This is a genomic window from Nocardia paucivorans NBRC 100373 (assembly GCF_000308675.1).
GTDB classification, from domain to species: Bacteria; Actinomycetota; Actinomycetes; order Mycobacteriales; family Mycobacteriaceae; genus Nocardia; species Nocardia paucivorans.
The window spans coordinates 149,061-166,894 of sequence record NZ_BAGE01000001.1; the positions used below are offsets into that span (position 1 = coordinate 149,061).

13 protein-coding genes are annotated in these 17,834 nt (G+C 65.5%); all 13 read left to right on the forward strand.

Annotated elements, in window-relative coordinates; translation table 11 throughout:
• Positions 1-59: 59 nt before the first annotated feature.
• The 13 genes from glf (at position 60) to fadD32 (ending at position 17,812) form a co-directional block, all read left to right on the forward strand.
• Positions 60-1,292 (forward strand): UDP-galactopyranose mutase, encoded by a 1,233-nt coding sequence (gene glf / locus ON32_RS00625; RefSeq protein WP_040787935.1) that lies wholly within the window; start codon positions 60-62, stop codon positions 1,290-1,292.
• Positions 1,289-3,232, forward strand: a complete 1,944-nt coding sequence (locus ON32_RS00630) for a glycosyltransferase (RefSeq protein ID WP_040787815.1) — start codon at positions 1,289-1,291, stop codon at positions 3,230-3,232. Before glf ends, ON32_RS00630 begins: the two co-directional genes overlap by 4 nt.
• 5 nt (positions 3,233-3,237) lie before the next feature.
• Positions 3,238-3,804 (forward strand): phosphatase PAP2 family protein, encoded by a 567-nt coding sequence (locus tag ON32_RS00635; RefSeq protein ID WP_373284219.1) that lies wholly within the window; start codon positions 3,238-3,240, stop codon positions 3,802-3,804.
• A 1-nt stretch (position 3,805) separates the two neighbouring features.
• The gene (locus ON32_RS00640) at positions 3,806-4,732 is read left to right on the forward strand and encodes a decaprenyl-phosphate phosphoribosyltransferase (RefSeq protein WP_040787817.1); all 927 of its coding nucleotides are present in this window, start codon (positions 3,806-3,808) and stop codon (positions 4,730-4,732) included.
• A complete protein-coding gene (locus ON32_RS00645) occupies positions 4,710-6,665 on the forward strand; it encodes an arabinofuranosyltransferase AftB family protein (RefSeq protein ID WP_040787818.1) in 1,956 nt (651 codons plus the stop codon). Before ON32_RS00640 ends, ON32_RS00645 begins: the two co-directional genes overlap by 23 nt.
• Positions 6,666-6,848: 183 nt before the next feature.
• Entirely contained in the window at positions 6,849-8,000 is a 1,152-nt protein-coding gene (locus ON32_RS00650; protein WP_083873808.1) for an alpha/beta hydrolase, read from the forward strand.
• 217 nt (positions 8,001-8,217) lie between these two features.
• Positions 8,218-9,282: an alpha/beta hydrolase gene (locus ON32_RS00655; protein WP_083873809.1), complete on the forward strand. Its 1,065-nt coding sequence runs from the start codon at positions 8,218-8,220 to the stop codon at positions 9,280-9,282.
• A gap of 428 nt (positions 9,283-9,710) precedes the next feature.
• Positions 9,711-10,745 carry an alpha/beta hydrolase gene (locus tag ON32_RS00660; RefSeq protein ID WP_083873830.1) on the forward strand — a complete coding sequence of 345 codons (1,035 nt, stop codon included), beginning with the start codon at positions 9,711-9,713 and terminating at the stop codon, positions 10,743-10,745.
• Positions 10,746-10,998: 253 nt separating this feature from the next.
• Positions 10,999-12,768: an alpha/beta hydrolase-fold protein gene (locus ON32_RS00665; protein ID WP_040787945.1), complete on the forward strand. Its 1,770-nt coding sequence runs from the start codon at positions 10,999-11,001 to the stop codon at positions 12,766-12,768.
• 283 nt (positions 12,769-13,051) lie between these two features.
• Positions 13,052-13,552, forward strand: a complete 501-nt coding sequence (locus tag ON32_RS00670) for a DUF732 domain-containing protein (RefSeq protein ID WP_245550728.1) — start codon at positions 13,052-13,054, stop codon at positions 13,550-13,552.
• On the forward strand, positions 13,543-14,538 hold the full coding sequence (locus ON32_RS00675) for a cutinase family protein (protein WP_373284220.1): 996 nt from the start codon (positions 13,543-13,545) through the stop codon (positions 14,536-14,538). The genes ON32_RS00670 and ON32_RS00675 overlap by 10 nt, the downstream gene beginning before the upstream one ends.
• A gap of 148 nt (positions 14,539-14,686) precedes the next feature.
• Positions 14,687-15,706 (forward strand): LLM class F420-dependent oxidoreductase, encoded by a 1,020-nt coding sequence (locus tag ON32_RS00680; protein WP_040787822.1) that lies wholly within the window; start codon positions 14,687-14,689, stop codon positions 15,704-15,706.
• 192 nt (positions 15,707-15,898) lie between these two features.
• Positions 15,899-17,812 (forward strand): long-chain-fatty-acid--AMP ligase FadD32, encoded by a 1,914-nt coding sequence (gene fadD32, locus ON32_RS00685; RefSeq protein WP_040787823.1) that lies wholly within the window; start codon positions 15,899-15,901, stop codon positions 17,810-17,812.
• Positions 17,813-17,834: the final 22 nt, after the last annotated feature.

Here is a 17,834-nt window from a genome sequence, read left to right on the forward strand (position 1 = left end):
AAGGCGGACCCTCCGGCTCGGACTGGCGGTTCGAACGGCTTCCGATACTCTGGGCTCCCGTGACCGCCGCATCGTCTCCGGGTAACTCAGATAACAACGCACAGTTCGACCTGATCGTCGTCGGCTCGGGTTTCTTCGGGCTGACCATTGCCGAGCGCACCGCCAACCTACTGGGCAAGAGAGTGCTCGTATTGGATCGCCGGCCGCATATCGGCGGTAACGCCTATTCGGAGCCGGAACCGGAAACCGGTATCGAGGTGCACAAATATGGTGCACATCTGTTCCACACCTCGAACAAGCGGGTTTGGGACTATGTCACGCAGTTCACCGAGTTCACCAACTACCAGCACCGGGTCTTCGCCATGCACAAGGGGCAGGCGTACCAGTTCCCGATGGGGCTGGGACTGGTCTCGCAATTCTTCGGTCGTTATTTCACTCCCGACGAAGCGCGCGCGCTGATCGCCGAACAGGCGTCCGAGATCGAGACCAAGGACGCGCAGAACCTCGAGGAAAAGGCCATCTCGCTGATCGGCCGTCCGTTGTACGAGGCATTCGTCCGCGACTACACCGCCAAGCAGTGGCAGACCGACCCCAAGGATCTGCCCGCGAGCAATATCACCCGCCTGCCGGTCCGCTACACCTTCGACAACCGCTACTTCAACGACACCTACGAAGGCCTGCCCGTACACGGCTACACCAAGTGGCTGGAGAATATGGCGGCCAGTGAATTGATCGAGGTTCGGCTGGAGACCGACTGGTTCGATATCCGGGAGGAACTGCGCGCGCAGAACCCGGATGCGCCGGTCGTCTACACCGGTCCGCTGGATCGTTATTTCGACTATCGCGAGGGTGAGCTGGGCTGGCGCACCATCGACTTCGAGACCGAGGTACTGCCCACCGGCGATTTCCAGGGCACCTCGGTGATGAACTACAACGATGCGGACGTGCCCTACACCCGCATCATCGAACCGCGCCATTTCCATCCCGAGCGCGACTACTATCCGACGGACAAAACGGTCATCATGCGCGAGTACTCGCGTTTCGCCAAGACCGGCGACGAACCGTACTATCCGATCAACACCCCCGAGGACCGGGCCAAACTGACCGCGTATCGCGCGTTGGCCAAGCAGGAGACCGCCACCTCGAAAGTTCTGTTCGGCGGCCGCCTCGGCACCTATCAATACCTGGATATGCACATGGCCATCGCAAGCGCGCTGAATATGTTCGACAACGTTTTGCGTCCGCACCTGGAATCGGGTGCGCCGCTGGTCCAGGAGAACGGAGACGCATGACCTCCGCATCGCTGGCGCATATCGACACCGAAACCCGCGCGAAATCGCTGTTGCAGCGCATCATCCTGCCCCGACCGGGCGAACCACTGGATGTGCGCGCCCTCTACCTGGAGGAATCGGCGACCAATACGCGGCGCGCGCATGCCGGCACCCGCACCTCCCTGTCGGTGGGCGCGGAATCGGAGGTGTCGTTCTGCACCTACTTCAACGCTCTGCCCGCCGGCTACTGGCGCCGCTGGTCCATCCTCGGCTCGGTGGTTCTGCGGCTGGAACTGGCCGGACACGGGCGGGTCGACCTGTACCGTTCCAAGGCCGACGGTTCTCGAATCCACGTCCAGGGACGGGAATTCGCGGTCGCGTCGGGCGCCGAGACGGTATTCGTCGAAATGGAAGCCGATCTGGGCCCGTTCGAGGACGGCGGCTGGATGTGGTTCGACATCACCACCGACACCGCGGTCACCCTGGTCGCCGGTGGTTGGTACGCGCCGATCGAGGCCCCGGGTGAGGGCACCATCGCGGTCGGTATGCCCACCTTCAACCGACCCACCGATGCCGTCGCCACCCTGCGGGCATTGGGCTCCGACCCGCTGGTGTTGGAGAAGATCGAGGCCGTCATCATCCCCGACCAGGGCACCCGCAAGGTGGTCGACGAACCGGGGTTCGACGAGGCCGCCGCGGTGCTCGGCGATCGACTGGCCATTCACGACCAGCCCAATCTGGGCGGGTCCGGTGGCTACAGCCGCGTCATGTACGAGGCGCTGAAGACCACCGAGGCCGAATACATCGTCTATATGGACGACGATATCGAGATCGAACCCGATTCGATCCTGCGTGCCCTGGCGTTCTCCCGGTTCGCGAAATCGCCGGTCCTGGTCGGCGGTCAGATGCTCAACCTGCAGGAACGGTCCCATCTGCACGTCATGGGAGAGGTGGTCGACCGCAATGTCTTCATGTGGACGGCCGCCCCGAATGTGGAATACGACCACGATTTCGCCAAATATCCGCTGCGGGATCGGGACAACTCCAAACTGCTGCACCGGCGAATCGATGTGGACTTCAACGGCTGGTGGACCTGTGTGATCCCGCGTCGGGTCGCCCAGGAACTCGGCCAGCCGCTGCCGCTGTTCCTGAAATGGGACGACGCCGAATACGGGCTGCGGGCCCGCGCCGCCGGCTATCCCACCGTCACCCTGCCGGGCGCCGCGGTCTGGCATATGGCCTGGAGCGACAAGGACGACGCCATCGACTGGCAGGCCTACTTCCACCTGCGTAATCGCCTGGTGGTCGCGTCGCTGTACCAGCCGGGCAACGGTCGAGGCCTGATCCTCGATACGGTCAAGGCCACCATCAAGCACCTGCTGTGTCTGGAGTACTCGACGGTCGCCATCCAGAACCTGGCGATTCGCGATTTCCTGGCCGGACCGGACCGGTTGTTCGAACTGTTGCCCAGCGCCCTCGGCGCCGTACACGATCTGCGCAAACAGTATCCGGATGCGGTCATCCTGCCCTCGTCCACCGCGCTGCCACAGGCCAGTCGGGCCGATATCGGCGCGGTGGGTGAACCGCCCAACCCGATCGCCAAGATCATCCGATTGGGTAAGGGCCTGGTGCACAACCTGCGCCCGGCGAAGGCGGAACACCATGAGCGTCCGCAGCTGAACGTGCCGACGCTGGACGCGCGCTGGTTCCTGCTCTCACAGGTCGACGGGGTCACCGTCACCACGGCCGACGGGCGCGGTGTGGTGTACCGCAAACGCGATCCGAGGCAGGCCTACGGCCTGTTCACCGAGGCCATGCGGTTGCGTAAGGAGCTGGCCGCGCGGTTCCCCGAAATGCAGCAGCGTTATCGGGCCGCGCATCCGAAACTGACCAGCACCGCCGCCTGGGAACGGGTTTTCGGTATCGCTACCACGGACGAGAACAAGGACGGTAATCGGTGACCTCGGTGAATACGGCATTGAACGCCGGCAGCGGTGCCGGCCCCGCACCCGAGGTGGCGGTGATCGAGGCCGTGCAGGGCGCGATCGGCACGCCGGCGGTGATCTCCGCGGCGCGCGGGATGTCGCATTTCGGCGAGCACGCGCTCGGGTGGGTCGGTATCGCCGCGGTCGGCGCCTTGCTGGACAAGCCGCGGCGGCGGCGTTGGGTCGGGGTGGCGGTCGGCGCGGTCGGCGCCCACGCGGCCTCGATCGTGATCAAGCGGATCGTCCGCCGACCCCGGCCGCATGCGCCGTCGGTGCAGGTCAACGTATCGACGCCGAGTAAGTTGAGCTTCCCGTCCTCGCATGCCACCTCCACGACCGCGGCGGCGGTGTTGCTCGGAAAATTGACCGGGCTACCCTTGCCTGCGGTGCTCGTACCACCGATGTTGCTCTCACGGGTTGTGCTCGGGGTCCACTATCCCTCCGATGTACTCGCCGGTTCGGCGCTCGGTGCCGCGTCCGCCGCCGCCCTGCTCGCCGCCGAAAAGAGACTCGACAGTGACCGCACAAGAAGAAAAGGCGCTGCCTGATATGAGCGAAGAACCCACCGGCGCCGATCTGGCCGAAGCCGTTGTCAAAGGACCGCCGAAAACACTGGTCGGCGGCCTGGTCAAGGCCGTCCGTCCGCGGCAGTGGGTGAAGAACGTCCTGGTGCTGGCGGCTCCGCTGGCGGCGGGCACGGTCACCGATGTCGACGTGCTCGCCCATGTCGGCATCGCCTTCGTGGTCTTCTGTATGGCCGCCTCGGGTATCTACCTGGTCAACGACGCCATGGACGTGGAGGCCGATCGGGCGCATCCGACCAAGCGGAACCGTCCGATCGCGGCCGGGGTGGTGCCGGTGAACCTGGCCTATGCGTTGGCGGCGGTGCTGTTGATCGGATCACTGCTGGTCTCGCTGTTGGCCGCCTGGCAGCTGGCCGTGGTGATGGCCGTCTACATCGCCATTCAGCTGGGCTACTGCTTCGGGCTCAAACACCAGGCGGTCCTGGACATCTCCATCGTGTCCTCGGGCTTCCTACTGCGCGCGGTGGCGGGCGGCGCCGCGGCGGGGATACCGCTGTCGCAGTGGTTCCTGCTGATCATGGCGTTCGGCTCGCTGTTCATGGCGGCCGGTAAACGTTATGCCGAACTGCAGATCGCGCTGTCGACCGGCGCCAAGATCCGCAAATCGCTGGAGTACTACACACCCACCTACCTGCGGTTCATCTGGACCCTGGCGGCGACCGCGGTGGTGGTGTTCTACGGTTTGTGGGCCTTCGAGCAGAACCAGAACAACGACACACAGTGGTTTGCGATCTCGATGGTGCCGTTCACCATCGCGATTCTGCGGTACGCGGTCGATGTGGACGGTGGTGAGGCCGGTGAGCCCGAGGAGATCGCCTTCCGGGACCGTGTTCTGCAACTTCTCGCCGTAGCCTGGATCGGAGCGGTAGGTGTCGCTGTCTACCTCACCTGACGAAAAGCTGGTAGCGGAGGCGGAGCGAATCGAACCCGCGCACGAGCGCTCCGCGGTCGAAGGGGAATTTCCGTCGCGGTTCGTGCGACTGTCCCGCACCACTTTCGTCGGTGGGATCGTGCTCGTCGCCGCCCTGTTCGCGCTCGGCGGCTGGCAGCGTCGGTGGATCGCCGACGACGGGCTCATCGTATTGCGCACCGTCCGCAATCTGCTGGCGGGCAATGGCCCGGTGTTCAATGCCGGCGAGCGAGTGGAAACCAACACCAGCACCGCGTGGACCTATATCGTCTGGTTCTTCAGCTGGGTGACCCAGGCGCGACTGGAGTACGTGGTGCTCGGGATCGCGCTGGTGCTGTCGGTGCTGGCCGTGACGTTCGCCATGCTCGGCACCGGCCGGCTGTGGGGCGGTACGTCCTCGGCACTGTTGTTGCCGGCGGGTGTGCTGGTCTATATCGCGCTTCCGCCCGCCCGCGACTACGCCACCTCGGGCCTGGAGAACTGCCTGGTCATCTGCTGGATCGGCCTGCTGTGGTGGCTGTTGCTGCGCTGGAGCCAGGCCGCTCGCCCCCGGGTGCCCGCCTTGCTCGGACTGGTCTTCCTCGCCGGACTGGCGCCGCTCATCCGGCCGGAGATGACCGTGGTGGGCGGGTTGGCCCTGCTGCTGATCTGGCTGGCGCCGATGCCGGAGTCGCGGTGGCGGCCGACGACACTGCGACTGGTGATCGTGGCCGTCGCCGGATTCGTGCCGCTGGCGTATCAGGTCTTCCGGATGGGCTATTACGGTCTGCCCTATCCGAATACGGCGGTGGCCAAGGACGCAGGTGGCGCCAAATGGGGCCAGGGTTTCACCTATCTGTGGGATCTGGTCGGCCCGTATTTTCTGTGGGTGCCGCTGCTGACATTGCTCGCCGTGGGTGCCGTTGCGACATGGGGCCGCCGGCCGATCGTGCTCGCCGGCCTCGGCGAGGGCAGTGGTCGTGAGCGGCTGCACCGGGTGCGGAAGCGGTTGCGGTCGCCGAGTGCGGTGGTCGCGCTGGTGTTGTTCGCCGGTGCGCTGCTCACCGTCTACGCCTTGCGGGTGGGCGGCGATTTCATGCACGGCCGGATGTTGTTGCCGCAGTTGTTCCTGCTGCTGCTTCCGGTAATGGTCTTCCCAGTCCGCGTTCCCGCGCTGTCTCGGGAGGGGCTCGGGAAAACGATCGGGGTGCCCGCGATCGCGCTGACCGTCGTGGTGGTCTGGGCGCTGCTGGCGATGGGAACCACCGCCATCACGACCGGCACCAAGATCAGCAGGTCCGGGATCGTCGACGAGCGCGTCTACTACGTGCTCAATACCGGCCACGACCATCCCATCCTCGCCGAGCACTACCTCGACTACGCCCGGATACGGCCCATGGTCGAGGCCATCGAACAGCACCCCGACGGGGGTTTGCTGCTGAACTCGCCGTCGTTCATGTTCTGGCATGTGGTGCCCCCGCCGCTGCCGATCCCCGAAGGTGGGGCCGGTCATACGGTCTACTTCCTGAATCTGGGGATGACCAGTATGAACGTGCCCCTGAATGTTCGGGTTCTGGATCCGATGGGGCTGGCCTATCCGCTGGCCGCGCATACCGACCGGCTCACCGACGGACGAATCGGCCACGACAAGAGCCTGTACTCGGACTGGGTGATCGTGGATACCGGGATGGTGGACCGCAAGCCGTGGATGCCCTGGTACATGGACGAGAAATGGGTCGATCAGGCCCGGGTCGCCATGTCCTGCCCGGACACCATCGCCTTGCAGCTGTCGTATCGGGAGCCACTCGGCTGGAAACGTTTCGCGCACAATCTGCGCAACGCCCTGCGGTTCGCCTCCTACCGCATCGACCGCGTACCCAAGTACGAGATCCAGCGGTGTGGCCTGGTCGACCCGCACCCGTCGTCACCACGCTGACCCGTGCCTTCCTCGTTTCGGTGCGGTAAATCTCGGGGTGAGGGAGGAATTCGGGGCACGCGCGGGCCCGGTGGTCGGGTTAGGCTGCCGTGGTGTCGGCGCCCTCGCTGTTCCGGTGGGGGCGCCTTGTGGGGTAACGCGGCAGTGTGCCGCACGAGGGAAGGCCGAGAACAGATGTCCAGCATGAGCGGTCATCGCCGGGAGGGGGTGGCGCACATATCCGTGGAAAGTGTCCACACAGGTTCCGAGGAGCAGGGTGAGGGTGGACGTCGTGCGCGTACCGGTCGGGGGGCGAGAGGCGGTATTCGCGGTCGGTTGCGCCGTTCGGTGTTGTTGGCGCTGACCGCCCTGTTACCGCTGGGAGTTTCGGTGGTCGGCCCGGCGGCGCCCGCGTCGGCGGCATTCGACCCGAGTGGTTTCGATTTCTGGGTCGATTCGGAGATGGGGCCGATCAAATCCCGGATCTTCCGCGCCGCCGACGGTAATACCCGCCGAGTGGTGTACGCGCTCGACGGGATGCGGGCCGGGAACGAGCTCAACGGGTGGGAAATCGACACGAATATTGCTCGTGAGCTGACCAAATGGAATATCAACGTGGTCATGCCGGTCGGTGGTATGTCCAGTTTCTACGCCGACTGGATCGCGCCGAGTAACTTCTTCGGGCTCAGTGGCACCGGAAGTGCCCAGGGGGCCACCGGATCGGCCTCCGGATCCGGACTGGCCTCGGGTTCGTCCGGCGGACCGGGTAAGTCGACCACGTACAAATGGGAAACGTTTCTCACCCAGAATCTGCGTTGGGCATTGCGTGACCGCCTCGGCTTCAACCCGAATCGCAATGGGGTGTTCGGCCTGTCCATGGGTGGTAGTGCCGCCCTCACTCTCGCGGCCTATCATCCCGACCAGTTCGTTTATGCCGGTTCGTATTCGGGTTATCTGAACATTTCCGCCCCCGGTATGCGGGAGGCATTGCGGGTGGCCATGCTCGACGCCGGTGGTTTCAATATCGATGCCATGGCGCCGCCGTGGAGTCCACAGTGGCTGCGAATGGATCCATTCGTCTTCGCGCCGCAATTGCGCCAGAACAATACGCGGCTGTGGGTTTCGGCCGGTAGTGCATTGCCCGGCCCGGGTGATGGATTCGACGGCAACACCGTCAGCGCCATGGCCCTGGAAGCACTGGCGCTGGCCAATACCCGTGCCTTCCAGGCGCGGATGATGTCGATCGGGGCCACGAATGTGACCTACGACTTCCCGGCCGTCGGGGTGCACAACTGGCGATATTGGGAAACCGAGGTGTATCGGATGATCCCGGATCTGTCGGCTCATATCGGTTAGCCGGATCGGCCGGGACAACCGGAAGTCGTCGACGGCGCCGCGGGGTCGACTCCGCGGCGCCGTCTCTGTTTTGCCGTGGGGCGCGCGGTCGAACCGGTGAACGCGCCCGGGGCGGGTTTCGTTGCGGTACGGTCTCGCCTACCGGAATGTCGAGCAACAGGACGGTAACGTAGCTCGTGATTTGCTGTCCGACTGTCCAGGCGAAAGGTCTAGTCGAATGCGAAGTGCGCGCAGGGCCGGGAGATCGGAGCGCTCCGGTTCATGGCTGAAGCGGTGGACGAGGGGGATCGGTTCGCTGGGGCTGGCCCTGGCCGTACTCCTGCCGCTCGGAATCTCGGCGACGAGCTCGGTCGCGCCCGCCGTGGCGGCGCCGAACCCCGCGGGATTCGATTTCTGGGTCGACTCTCCGATGGGCCCCATTCGGTCTCGGATCTTCCGTGCGAAGGACGGCAACACCGATCGGGTCGTCTACGCCCTGGACGGTATGCGTGCTCCCGAGACGCACAACGGCTGGGAGATGGAAACCGATATCGCCCAGGCGCTTATGGACTGGAATATCAATGTCGTCATGCCGATCGGTGGTATGTCCAGTTTCTATGCCGACTGGGCCGCGCCGAGTTCGTTCTTCGGAGCGCCACCGACCGGTTCGTCCTCGGGTTCGGGTGCGCTCAACGTCCTCTCCGAGGGGCCGGGAAAGAGCTACCGATACCAATGGGAAACGTTCCTCACCCAGAATCTGCGTTGGGCGCTGCGCGATCGACTCGGGTTCAACCCCTATCGCAACGGGGTGTTCGGGCTATCGATGGGTGGTAGCGCCGCGCTGAAGCTGGCGGCCTACTATCCGGACCAGTTCAGCTTCGCCGGTTCCTATTCCGGCTATCTGAACATCTCCGCGCCCGGTATGCGTGAGGCGATCCGGTTGGCCATGATCGATGCCGGGGGCTACAACGTCGATTCGATGGCCGCCCCGTGGAGCCCGCAGTGGCTGAACATGGATCCCTTCGTATTCGCGCCGCGGCTGCGGGACAACAACACGCGGTTGTGGATTTCGGCCGGTAGCGGCCTGCCCGAGCTCGCCGACGGGTTCGACGGCAATACCGTCACCGGTATGGGGCTGGAAGCGCTCGCACTGGCCAATACCCGCGCCTTCCAAGTGCGGATGATGACGCTGGGGGCGAACAATGTCGTCTATTCGTTCCCGAATCTGGGCATACACTCCTGGACCTATTGGCAGGCCGAAGCTCACCGGATGATTCCGGATCTGTCCGCCCATATCGGTTAGCGCCGCTCGATCCCACCGCCCGCCGGATGCGTCGGTCGACGTATCCGACGGGCGGTGTCGTATCCGGAACCTGACACCTATTTGCCGGTGGTTCGCATACACATCGCGGTTGTGCGGGCGGAAATGAGATATGGAACAAATAATCTCTCCCGCGAGACATCAACAGCCGAAGGCGGTAGTGTCACGACGCAATCACAGAGTCTCCGCGGGCGCATTTCGGCCATCGGGTCCCCTCGGCCTTGCTAAGGCCCCCATTGGTCGAATATTGTCACCGAGCACATCTGTGACCGGATCGTTGTAGTGCCGTCGGTGATGTGTCGAGTAGGTCGGGAACCGGTAACGGACCGATGGCGCTCGCCGACAAAAAGGGGTGTTGTCCACGCGGTGTGGCGGACGACATCACAGACAGCAGAAAGAGAGCGGAATTCATGCGTTTCGGCAGGGCGGCCGCCCCGAAGGGAAGAACGGGGCGGCGGGGTGCACCTCGCGGTTGGCGTAACCGGATTCTGGCCATAGGCGCTGCGGCGCTCGCGCTACCGGTGGCGGCCGGTTTCGCGGCTCCGACCGCCGCGGTCGCGGCTCCCGCGCACGCGCCGGTGCTGCGGGCTCCCGCCGGTGGTTACGAGGAACTGATGGTTCCGTCCGGGATGGGACCGATCAAGGTCCAGGTCCAGTGGGCCTCGCGTGGCGGCGACGCGGCCCTGTACCTGCTCGACGGTATGCGCGCGCGTGACGACCGCAACGCCTGGTCGTTCGAGACGAACGCGCTGGAGATGTTCCGCAACGACAACATCAGCCTGGTCATGCCGGTCGGTGGTCAGTCGAGCTTCTACGCCGACTGGTATGCCCCGAGCAACACCAACGGCCAGAAGTTCACCTACAAGTGGGAGACCTTCCTCACCAAGGAACTGCCCGCCTTCCTGGCGAACTACGGGGTCTCGCCCACCAACAACGCGGTCGCCGGTCTGTCCATGGGTGGTAGCGCCGCCCTGACCCTGGCCGCCTACCACCGTGATCAGTTCAAGTCGGCCGCTTCCTACTCCGGCTACCTGAACATCTCCGCGCCGGGTATGCGCGAGGCGCTCCGGATCGCCATGCTGGACGCCGGTCGCTACAACGTCGACTCGATGGCTCCGCCGTGGAGCCCGCAGTGGCTGCGGATGGACCCCTTCGTCTTCGCCCCGCAGCTGCGCGGTCTGCCGATGTACATCTCGGCCGGTAGCGGTCTGCCCGGCCCGTACGACAACCCCAACTCGGCCGTCGGCGCGTTCAACACCGGTAACGCCATGGCACTGGAAGCGCTGTCGCTGGTGAACACCCGGGCCTTCCAGGCGCGTCTGAGGACTCTGGGCATCCCGGCCCACTTCGAGTTCCCGGCGACCGGTACGCACAGCTGGCGCTACTGGCAGGACCAGCTCGCCGCGTCCCGGCCGATGTTCCTGGATTCCACCAACGGTTGGTGATCCCACACCGATAGCCGACTCGAAAGGCGCCCTCCGCTTCCCGGGAAGCAGGGGGCGCCTTTCGTATTCGAGAAGGTCGCCGGCGCACAACGACCTGGTCAATCCCCGCGCGAGTCGCTAGGGATTCGCACGCCGCCACGGTACAAACAGGTGTGTGGCAGGGGTAACACATGGGAGTGGGGGCACGTTGTGGGCCGGTCACCGCCGACGGTCGCTCCGTCGGTGCCTGGCGGCGCTGGTGACCGCGCTGGTCATGCCGTGGTGGGTCGGCCACGCACCGGCCGCCGCCCGCCCGGCCGCGGCCACGGAGTCGGCGACGGTCCGCGATGTCGTCTGGCTCACCGATCGACATGTGGTGTTGTGGGTGAATTCACCGGCCATGGGCGAGGCGATCCAGGTGCGACTACTCCTGGCCCGGGAGTGGAATGCCCGGTCCGACGCGAAATTTCCGGTGCTGTACATGCTCGACGGTTTGCGGGCCACCGATGAGAACAGCGGTTGGATCACCGAAACCGGTGCCGTGGATTTCTTCGCCGACAAGGACGTCACGGTGGTCCTACCGGTCGGCGGCCGGTCCAGTTTCTACTCCGATTGGCTGAAACCGGACAACGGCAAGAACTACAAGTGGGAAACATTCCTGACCAAGGAGTTGCCGCCGCTGTTGGAAAGCCAGTGGCGGGCTGCGACGACCCGTGGTCTGGCGGGTCTGTCGATGGGTGGCACCGCGGCCATGTTCCTGGCCGCCCGCAATCCCGGTTTCGCGAAATACGCCGCGTCCTATTCGGGTTTTCTCACCACCACCACGATGGGAATGCCACAGGCCATCCAGCTCGCCATGGCCGATGCGGGTGGTTTCGATTCCACGGCCATGTGGGGGCCGCCGGGCAGTCCCGAATGGCGGGAACACGATCCGCTGCTGTTGGCCGAGCGACTTCGGGGTGTCGCTCTCTACGTCTCCAGCGGTACCGGTGCCTCCGGGGACCATGATCCGGGCGCCGATATCCCGGGCGTCAGCACGAATATGGCCGGTATGGGATTGGAGACGTTGTCTTTGATCACTTCCCGGAATTTCGTTGCCGAACTGGGGAAACTATCGATTCCGGCCCAGGTCAACTATCGCTCGGCGGGCACCCACACCTGGCCTTACTGGGATTTCGAAATGCGGCAGTCCTGGCCGTACGCCGCCGCCGCACTCGGTGTTCCTCTCGATAAACCGGCCTGCGCCGCGGAGGGGGCGATCGGCGCGGTGGCCGCGGCGAATCCCTGGCTGGGTGACTGTCTCACCGGTGAATACCAGGTGCCGGGCGGGCTCGCCCAGGACTTCCGGCATGGCCGGGTGTTCTTCTCCGATGAAGGTGGGGCACAACCGGTGGCGGGCATGATCGGGGGCGGATACCAGGCCTTCGCGGGCCCCGGAGGCTCATTGGGGCTGCCGACCGGGCCGGAACAGTCGCTGCCGGACGGACGAGGGCGGTTCCAGCCGTTCCGCAACGGTTCGCTGTACTGGACGCCACAGACCGGGGCGCAGCCGGTGCGAGGCGAGATTCTGGCCGAATGGGGAAGGCAGGGCCATGAAGGCGGGCCCGCCGGATATCCGATGGGTCCGGAGGTGCGAACACCGCACCGCGACGGCGCCGTGCAGGGCTTCGAGCATGGGCTCATGTATTTCTCCCCACCCGCCGGAGCCCACCTGGTGCAGGGACTCATCCTGGAGAAGTACGCGGCGCTCGGGTACGAGAACAGTCGGCTGGGTTTCCCCGTGGACGAGGAACTACCGCTGAAGGACGACGGCCGGTTCAGTCGTTTCGAGGGCGGCAATATCTACTGGACTCCGGCTTCCGGCGCCTGGACGGTGCTCAACGGGCCGATTATGGACGCCTGGCGGGAAGCCGGGTTCGAGGGCGGCAGGCTCGGGTATCCGGTGGGGGACGAATTCGCCGTGCCGGGAGGCGTCCAGCAGAATTTCCAGGGCGGTTTCATCACCATTCGGGACAATCGGGTCGAGGTGCACCCGCCGCGCTGAGCCGGCCGCTTCGGGCAGGCGGCGGTGCCGGTGGTGCGATACGGGTGCGGCCGGTGCGGTGGGCCGTTCGCCGGTGGCCGGTGTCGCAGACTTCGGAGGCCGGCCCGGCGAACAGCCCGTTCGGGTATTACCCTCGGTGGTCGCGCCCTGCCGGTTCGCAACCGACGGTGAACCCGAGAGGTTCGCGGCCGAGATCCGAGGGGCCCCGACCGGCCGCGCCGAAAGCGCGGCGAAGGACACGGACAGGATGTGTATGTATCGGACCCGAGGCAAGGTTTTCGGTGTGGTAGCGGCTATCGCCGTTTCCGGTCTACTCGCCGCCTGCGGTGACGAGGAGTCGACCGCGACGAGTACGCCGACATTGTCGTCCGCGGCGACCAGCGCGCCGCAGTCCGCGAGCTCGGTCCCCGAGGCCCCGGCGCCGGAGGGCGAGGCCCCCGCGCCTCCCGAGGGCGAGTCGGCCGGGGAGCCGCCGGCCGAACCGGAGCGCCCGGCACCCCTGCCGCCGCAGGAATCGCCCGATAGCGCCCCGGTCGGCGACAAGGAGCAGCAGTTCCTGGACGAGCTGGGCAAACAGGGGGTGTCCCCGGCCAGTCCGGAGATCGCCCTGAATATCGGCAATTATGTCTGCCAGGGACTGGCGCAGGGCGTGTCCAGGGAAGAGATGACGACCTTCGTCAATGCGATGGCCGGTTCCGATCCGTCGTTCGACCCGTCCAAGATGCCGGTTGAGCAGGCCGGGAAGATCTACATCGACACCGCCGAGCAGCACTACTGCCAGTGAGTGCGCGTCGTTCCACGGCGTCCCGTTTCTCGCGACCACCGGGATGCCTGATTCCGATCGCGGTCGTGGTGCTGGTCGTCATCGTGGTGCTGCTGCTGTGGTACCTGCTGGCGGGGCGGTTACGGGAGCCGGAACCCGGCCCCCCACCGCCGCCCGAGCCGCCCCTCACCCAGCCGGAGACCTGCCCGGATGTGCAGTTCATGTCGATTCCCGGTACTTGGGAATCCAGCCGTGAGGACAATCCGGAAAACCCGACCGCGAATCCGGCGTCGCTCATGCTGCACGTCACCAATGCGGTGCGGCCGCAGTTCCCGGAGGAGCGGCTCGAGATCTACACCGTGCCGTATGTGGCGCAGTTCTCCAATCCCATCGCGTTCCCGCCGGACGGTCAGGCCTCCTATAACGTCAGCCGCTCCGAAGGCACCCAGCGTGCCATCGACGAGCTGGCACGCATGCACGCGGAATGCCCGTTGACCACCTATGTGCTGGCCGGATTCTCCCAGGGAGCGGTGATCGCCGGTGATATCGCGGCCCGGATCGGCGCGGGTGAAGGCCCGGTGCCCGCGGATCTGGTGCTGGGTGTGACCCTGATCGCCGACGGTCGCCGCAGTGGTGAGCCGGGGCCGGGACAGCCGATCCCGATCGGTGAGGTGCCGACCGGGGTGGGCGCGGAAGTCGCGCTCGGGGGTCTGAACGTCCCCGGGATCACGATGACCGGTCCGCGTGTCGGAGGGTTCGGGGAGCTGGCCGATCGCACATACACGATCTGCGCGCCGGGCGATCTGATCTGTGATGCCCCGCGGCAGGCGCTGAGCCCGACCAATATCTTCGGTAGCCTCGGCACCCTGGTGCAGGCGGTCGGCAACCCGATCCACAGCCTCTACCACGACTTCGTGGTCGACGGGAACGGTACGACGGCCACCCGGTGGACGGCCGAATGGGCCGGCGGACTCATCGAGTCGGCACCCCATCCGCCACATTCCTGATCGGGTGATGTTGTGACCGGCAATGGACACCGCACACAGCACGCCGGGTAGTTCGGGGCAGGCGGTAAAGTGCGCTGATAATCGTGCGCCCGTCGCTTTCCTCGCCCGGGGTGCGCAGTAATTTTCCGATAGCCAGGAGCATGAGTTCATGACAGAAGCCGCCGCACCGGTTGGTGAGTTGAGCGCGCTGGGCACCCCGCTGCGCAAATTCCGTTTCGCGGCCGCCGGGGAGGGAAACAAGCAGGAGGGCGGTGCGCGCAAGTTCATCCAGACGGCGCAGCAGGCCGAGGAGTACGGCTATGACACCTTCGTGGTGCCGGACCATCTCGGCGACCAGGTCGGACCGATCGCAGCCCTCGGCGCGCTGACCCAGGCCACCGAGAGGATCCGTCTGGGTACCTCGGTGCTGGCCAACGGTTTCCGCAATCCGGTGGTGTTGGCCAAGGATCTGGCCACCATCGACGTGCTGTCCAAGGGACGGCTCGAGGTGGGCATCGGCGCCGGCTGGAAGCAGGACGAATTCCTGGCGGCGGGGCTGCCCTATGAGCGGCCCGGCGCCCGGTTGGCCAAACTGGAGGAGACACTCACCATCCTGGATGTGCTGCTGCGGGGGCAGGAGTGCACCTTCGAGGGCAAGTACTACCAGGTGAAGGGTGTCAAGGGCACTCCCAGGCCGCGGCAGGGTCCGCGACCGCCGTTGTGCACCGGTGGTGGTGGTCCGAAGATGCTGCGGTTGGCCGCCAAGCACGCCGACATCATCTCCGTCGTGCCGATCACCAACTCCAACGGCAAGGGCATGCTGTCCTCCATCACGATGGAGAAGACCATCGAGAAGGTGCAACTGATCAAGGAGGCGGCCGGGGATCGATTCGACCAGATCGAGCTGAACTGGGCGATCACCGCGGTGGTGATCACCGACGACCGGGAGAAGACCGCGGAAATGGCGCTGTCGGCGCTCGACCGCGGACTGCACCCGGATCTCGAGGTCGATGTGAAACTGACGGTGGAGGAAATTCTGGACTCGCCGTATGTGGCCATCGGCACCTTCGAGGAGATCGCCGACCAGATACGGCGGGTGCGACAGCTCACCGGTATGTCCTATGTGGGAATCTTCCCGACCCAGATGGATGCCTTCGCACCCGTGATTCCCCTGCTGAGGGATGAGTGACAGCTGCTTCTCTGTAACATGTCTCTGGTTTGAGAACATCTAGCCGATAGCGGTCACCGCGCAGACCGCACCCCAAAATCTGCTGGCCGGCCCTCCCACCGAGGAGGGCACCTGCGGGCGAAAGCGAGTCGGGGCCTCACAGGTGATAGCGGCATCTCGCCGTCTTGCTGCGTGTGCCTCGGAGGAGAAGGAATGGACGAGACTTTCGACGACTACCTGGACGAGAGCGGGAAGATTTCGATTCCCGACCATCTCACCCTGGTCGACCACGTCGAGAAGCACACCAGAAACGACGCGAACACCTTGGCGTACCGCTACATCGATTACTCGCGGGAGCGGGACGGTGAGGTACACGAGCTGACGTGGCGTGAATTCGGTGTCCGGCTGCGCGCGGTGGCCGCTCGACTCCAGCAGGTCACCAAGACCGGTGACCGGGTGGCGGTGCTCGCACCGCAGGGGCTGGACTATGTGATCTCCTTCTTCGCCGCCATCTACGCGGGCACCATCTCGGTGCCGCTGTTCGACCCGGAAGAGCCCGGCCACACCGACCGGCTGCACGCCGTGCTGGGCGACTGCAAACCGTCGGCGATCCTCACCGCCGGTTCGTCCGCGGCCGGGGTGCGGCAGTTCTTCCGTTCGCTGCCGGCCGCCGAACGCCCGCGCATCATCGCCGTGGACGCCATTCCGGACAGTGTCGGCGAAAGCTGGGTACGCCCGGATATCTCGGTGGACGATATTGCCTACCTGCAGTACACCTCGGGTTCCACCCGGACCCCGGCCGGTGTGGAGATCACCCATCGCGCGGTCGGCACCAACCTGCTGCAGATGGTGGACGCCATCAAACTGGACGAGAACTCGCGCGGCGTCACCTGGCTGCCGATGTTCCACGATATGGGCCTGCTGACGGTGATCCTGCCCGCGGTGGGCGGCAAGTTCATCACCATCATGTCGCCGACCGCGTTCGTGCGGCGGCCCTACCGGTGGATCAAGGAGCTGGCCGCGGTATCCGACGGTGCCGGCACTTTCGCCGCCGCGCCGAACTTCGCCTTCGAGCACGCCGCCGCTCGCGGTCTGCCGAAGAACGGCGAAACGCTGGACCTGTCGAATGTCATCGGCCTGATCAACGGCAGCGAGCCGGTCACCACCTCGTCGATGCGGAAGTTCAACGAGGCGTTCGCGCCGTACGGGCTGCCCAAGACCGCAATCAAGCCCTGCTACGGCATGGCGGAGGCCACGCTGTTCGTCTCGGCGACCAAGCACGAGGACGAGGCCAAGGTCACCTATGTCGACCGCGCCGAGCTGAACGCGGGCCGCATGGTGCGGGTGGATCCGAATGCGGAAAACGCCATCGCTCAGGTGAGCTGCGGTTATGTCGCGCATTCCCAGTGGGCGGTGATCGTCGATCCGGCGTCCATCGAAGAAGGCACCGCGCGGGAACAGCCGGACGGCCATGTCGGTGAGATCTGGTTGCACGGAAACAACATGGGTATCGGCTATTGGGGCCGGCCGGAGGAAACCAAGGCGACCTTCCAGAACAAGGTCGTGCATCGGCTCCCCGAGGGCAGCCACGCCGAGGGGGCCGACGAGGACGCCAACTGGATGCGCACCGGCGACTACGGCGTCTACTTCGAGGGCGAGCTCTACATCACCGGCCGCGTCAAGGACCTGGTGATCGTCGACGGCCGCAACCACTACCCGCAGGACTTGGAGTTTTCCGCCCAGGAGGCCAGCTCCGCGCTGCGGCCCGGTTTCATCGCCGCCTTCTCGGTGCCCGCCAACCAGTTGCCCGCCGAGGTGTTCGAGCAGGGCGCACACTCGGGTCTGAAGTTCGACCCCGAGGACACCTCCGAACAACTGGTCGTCGTGGCCGAGCGTGGTCCCGGTGCCGGTAAGGCCGATCCAGGTCCGATCGTGGACGCGGTGCGGGCGGCCATTTCGCACCGCCACGGGGTGACCGTGCGTGACCTGCTGTTGGTACCCGCGGGTTCGATTCCGCGTACCTCCAGTGGCAAGATCGCGCGTCGCGCCTGCAAGGCCGCGTATCTCGAGGGGACCCTGCGGGGCGGCTACACCCAGCAGTCCTTCCCGGACGCCCCCGAGGAATAGCGGTGCTGTCCGGCGTCTTGTG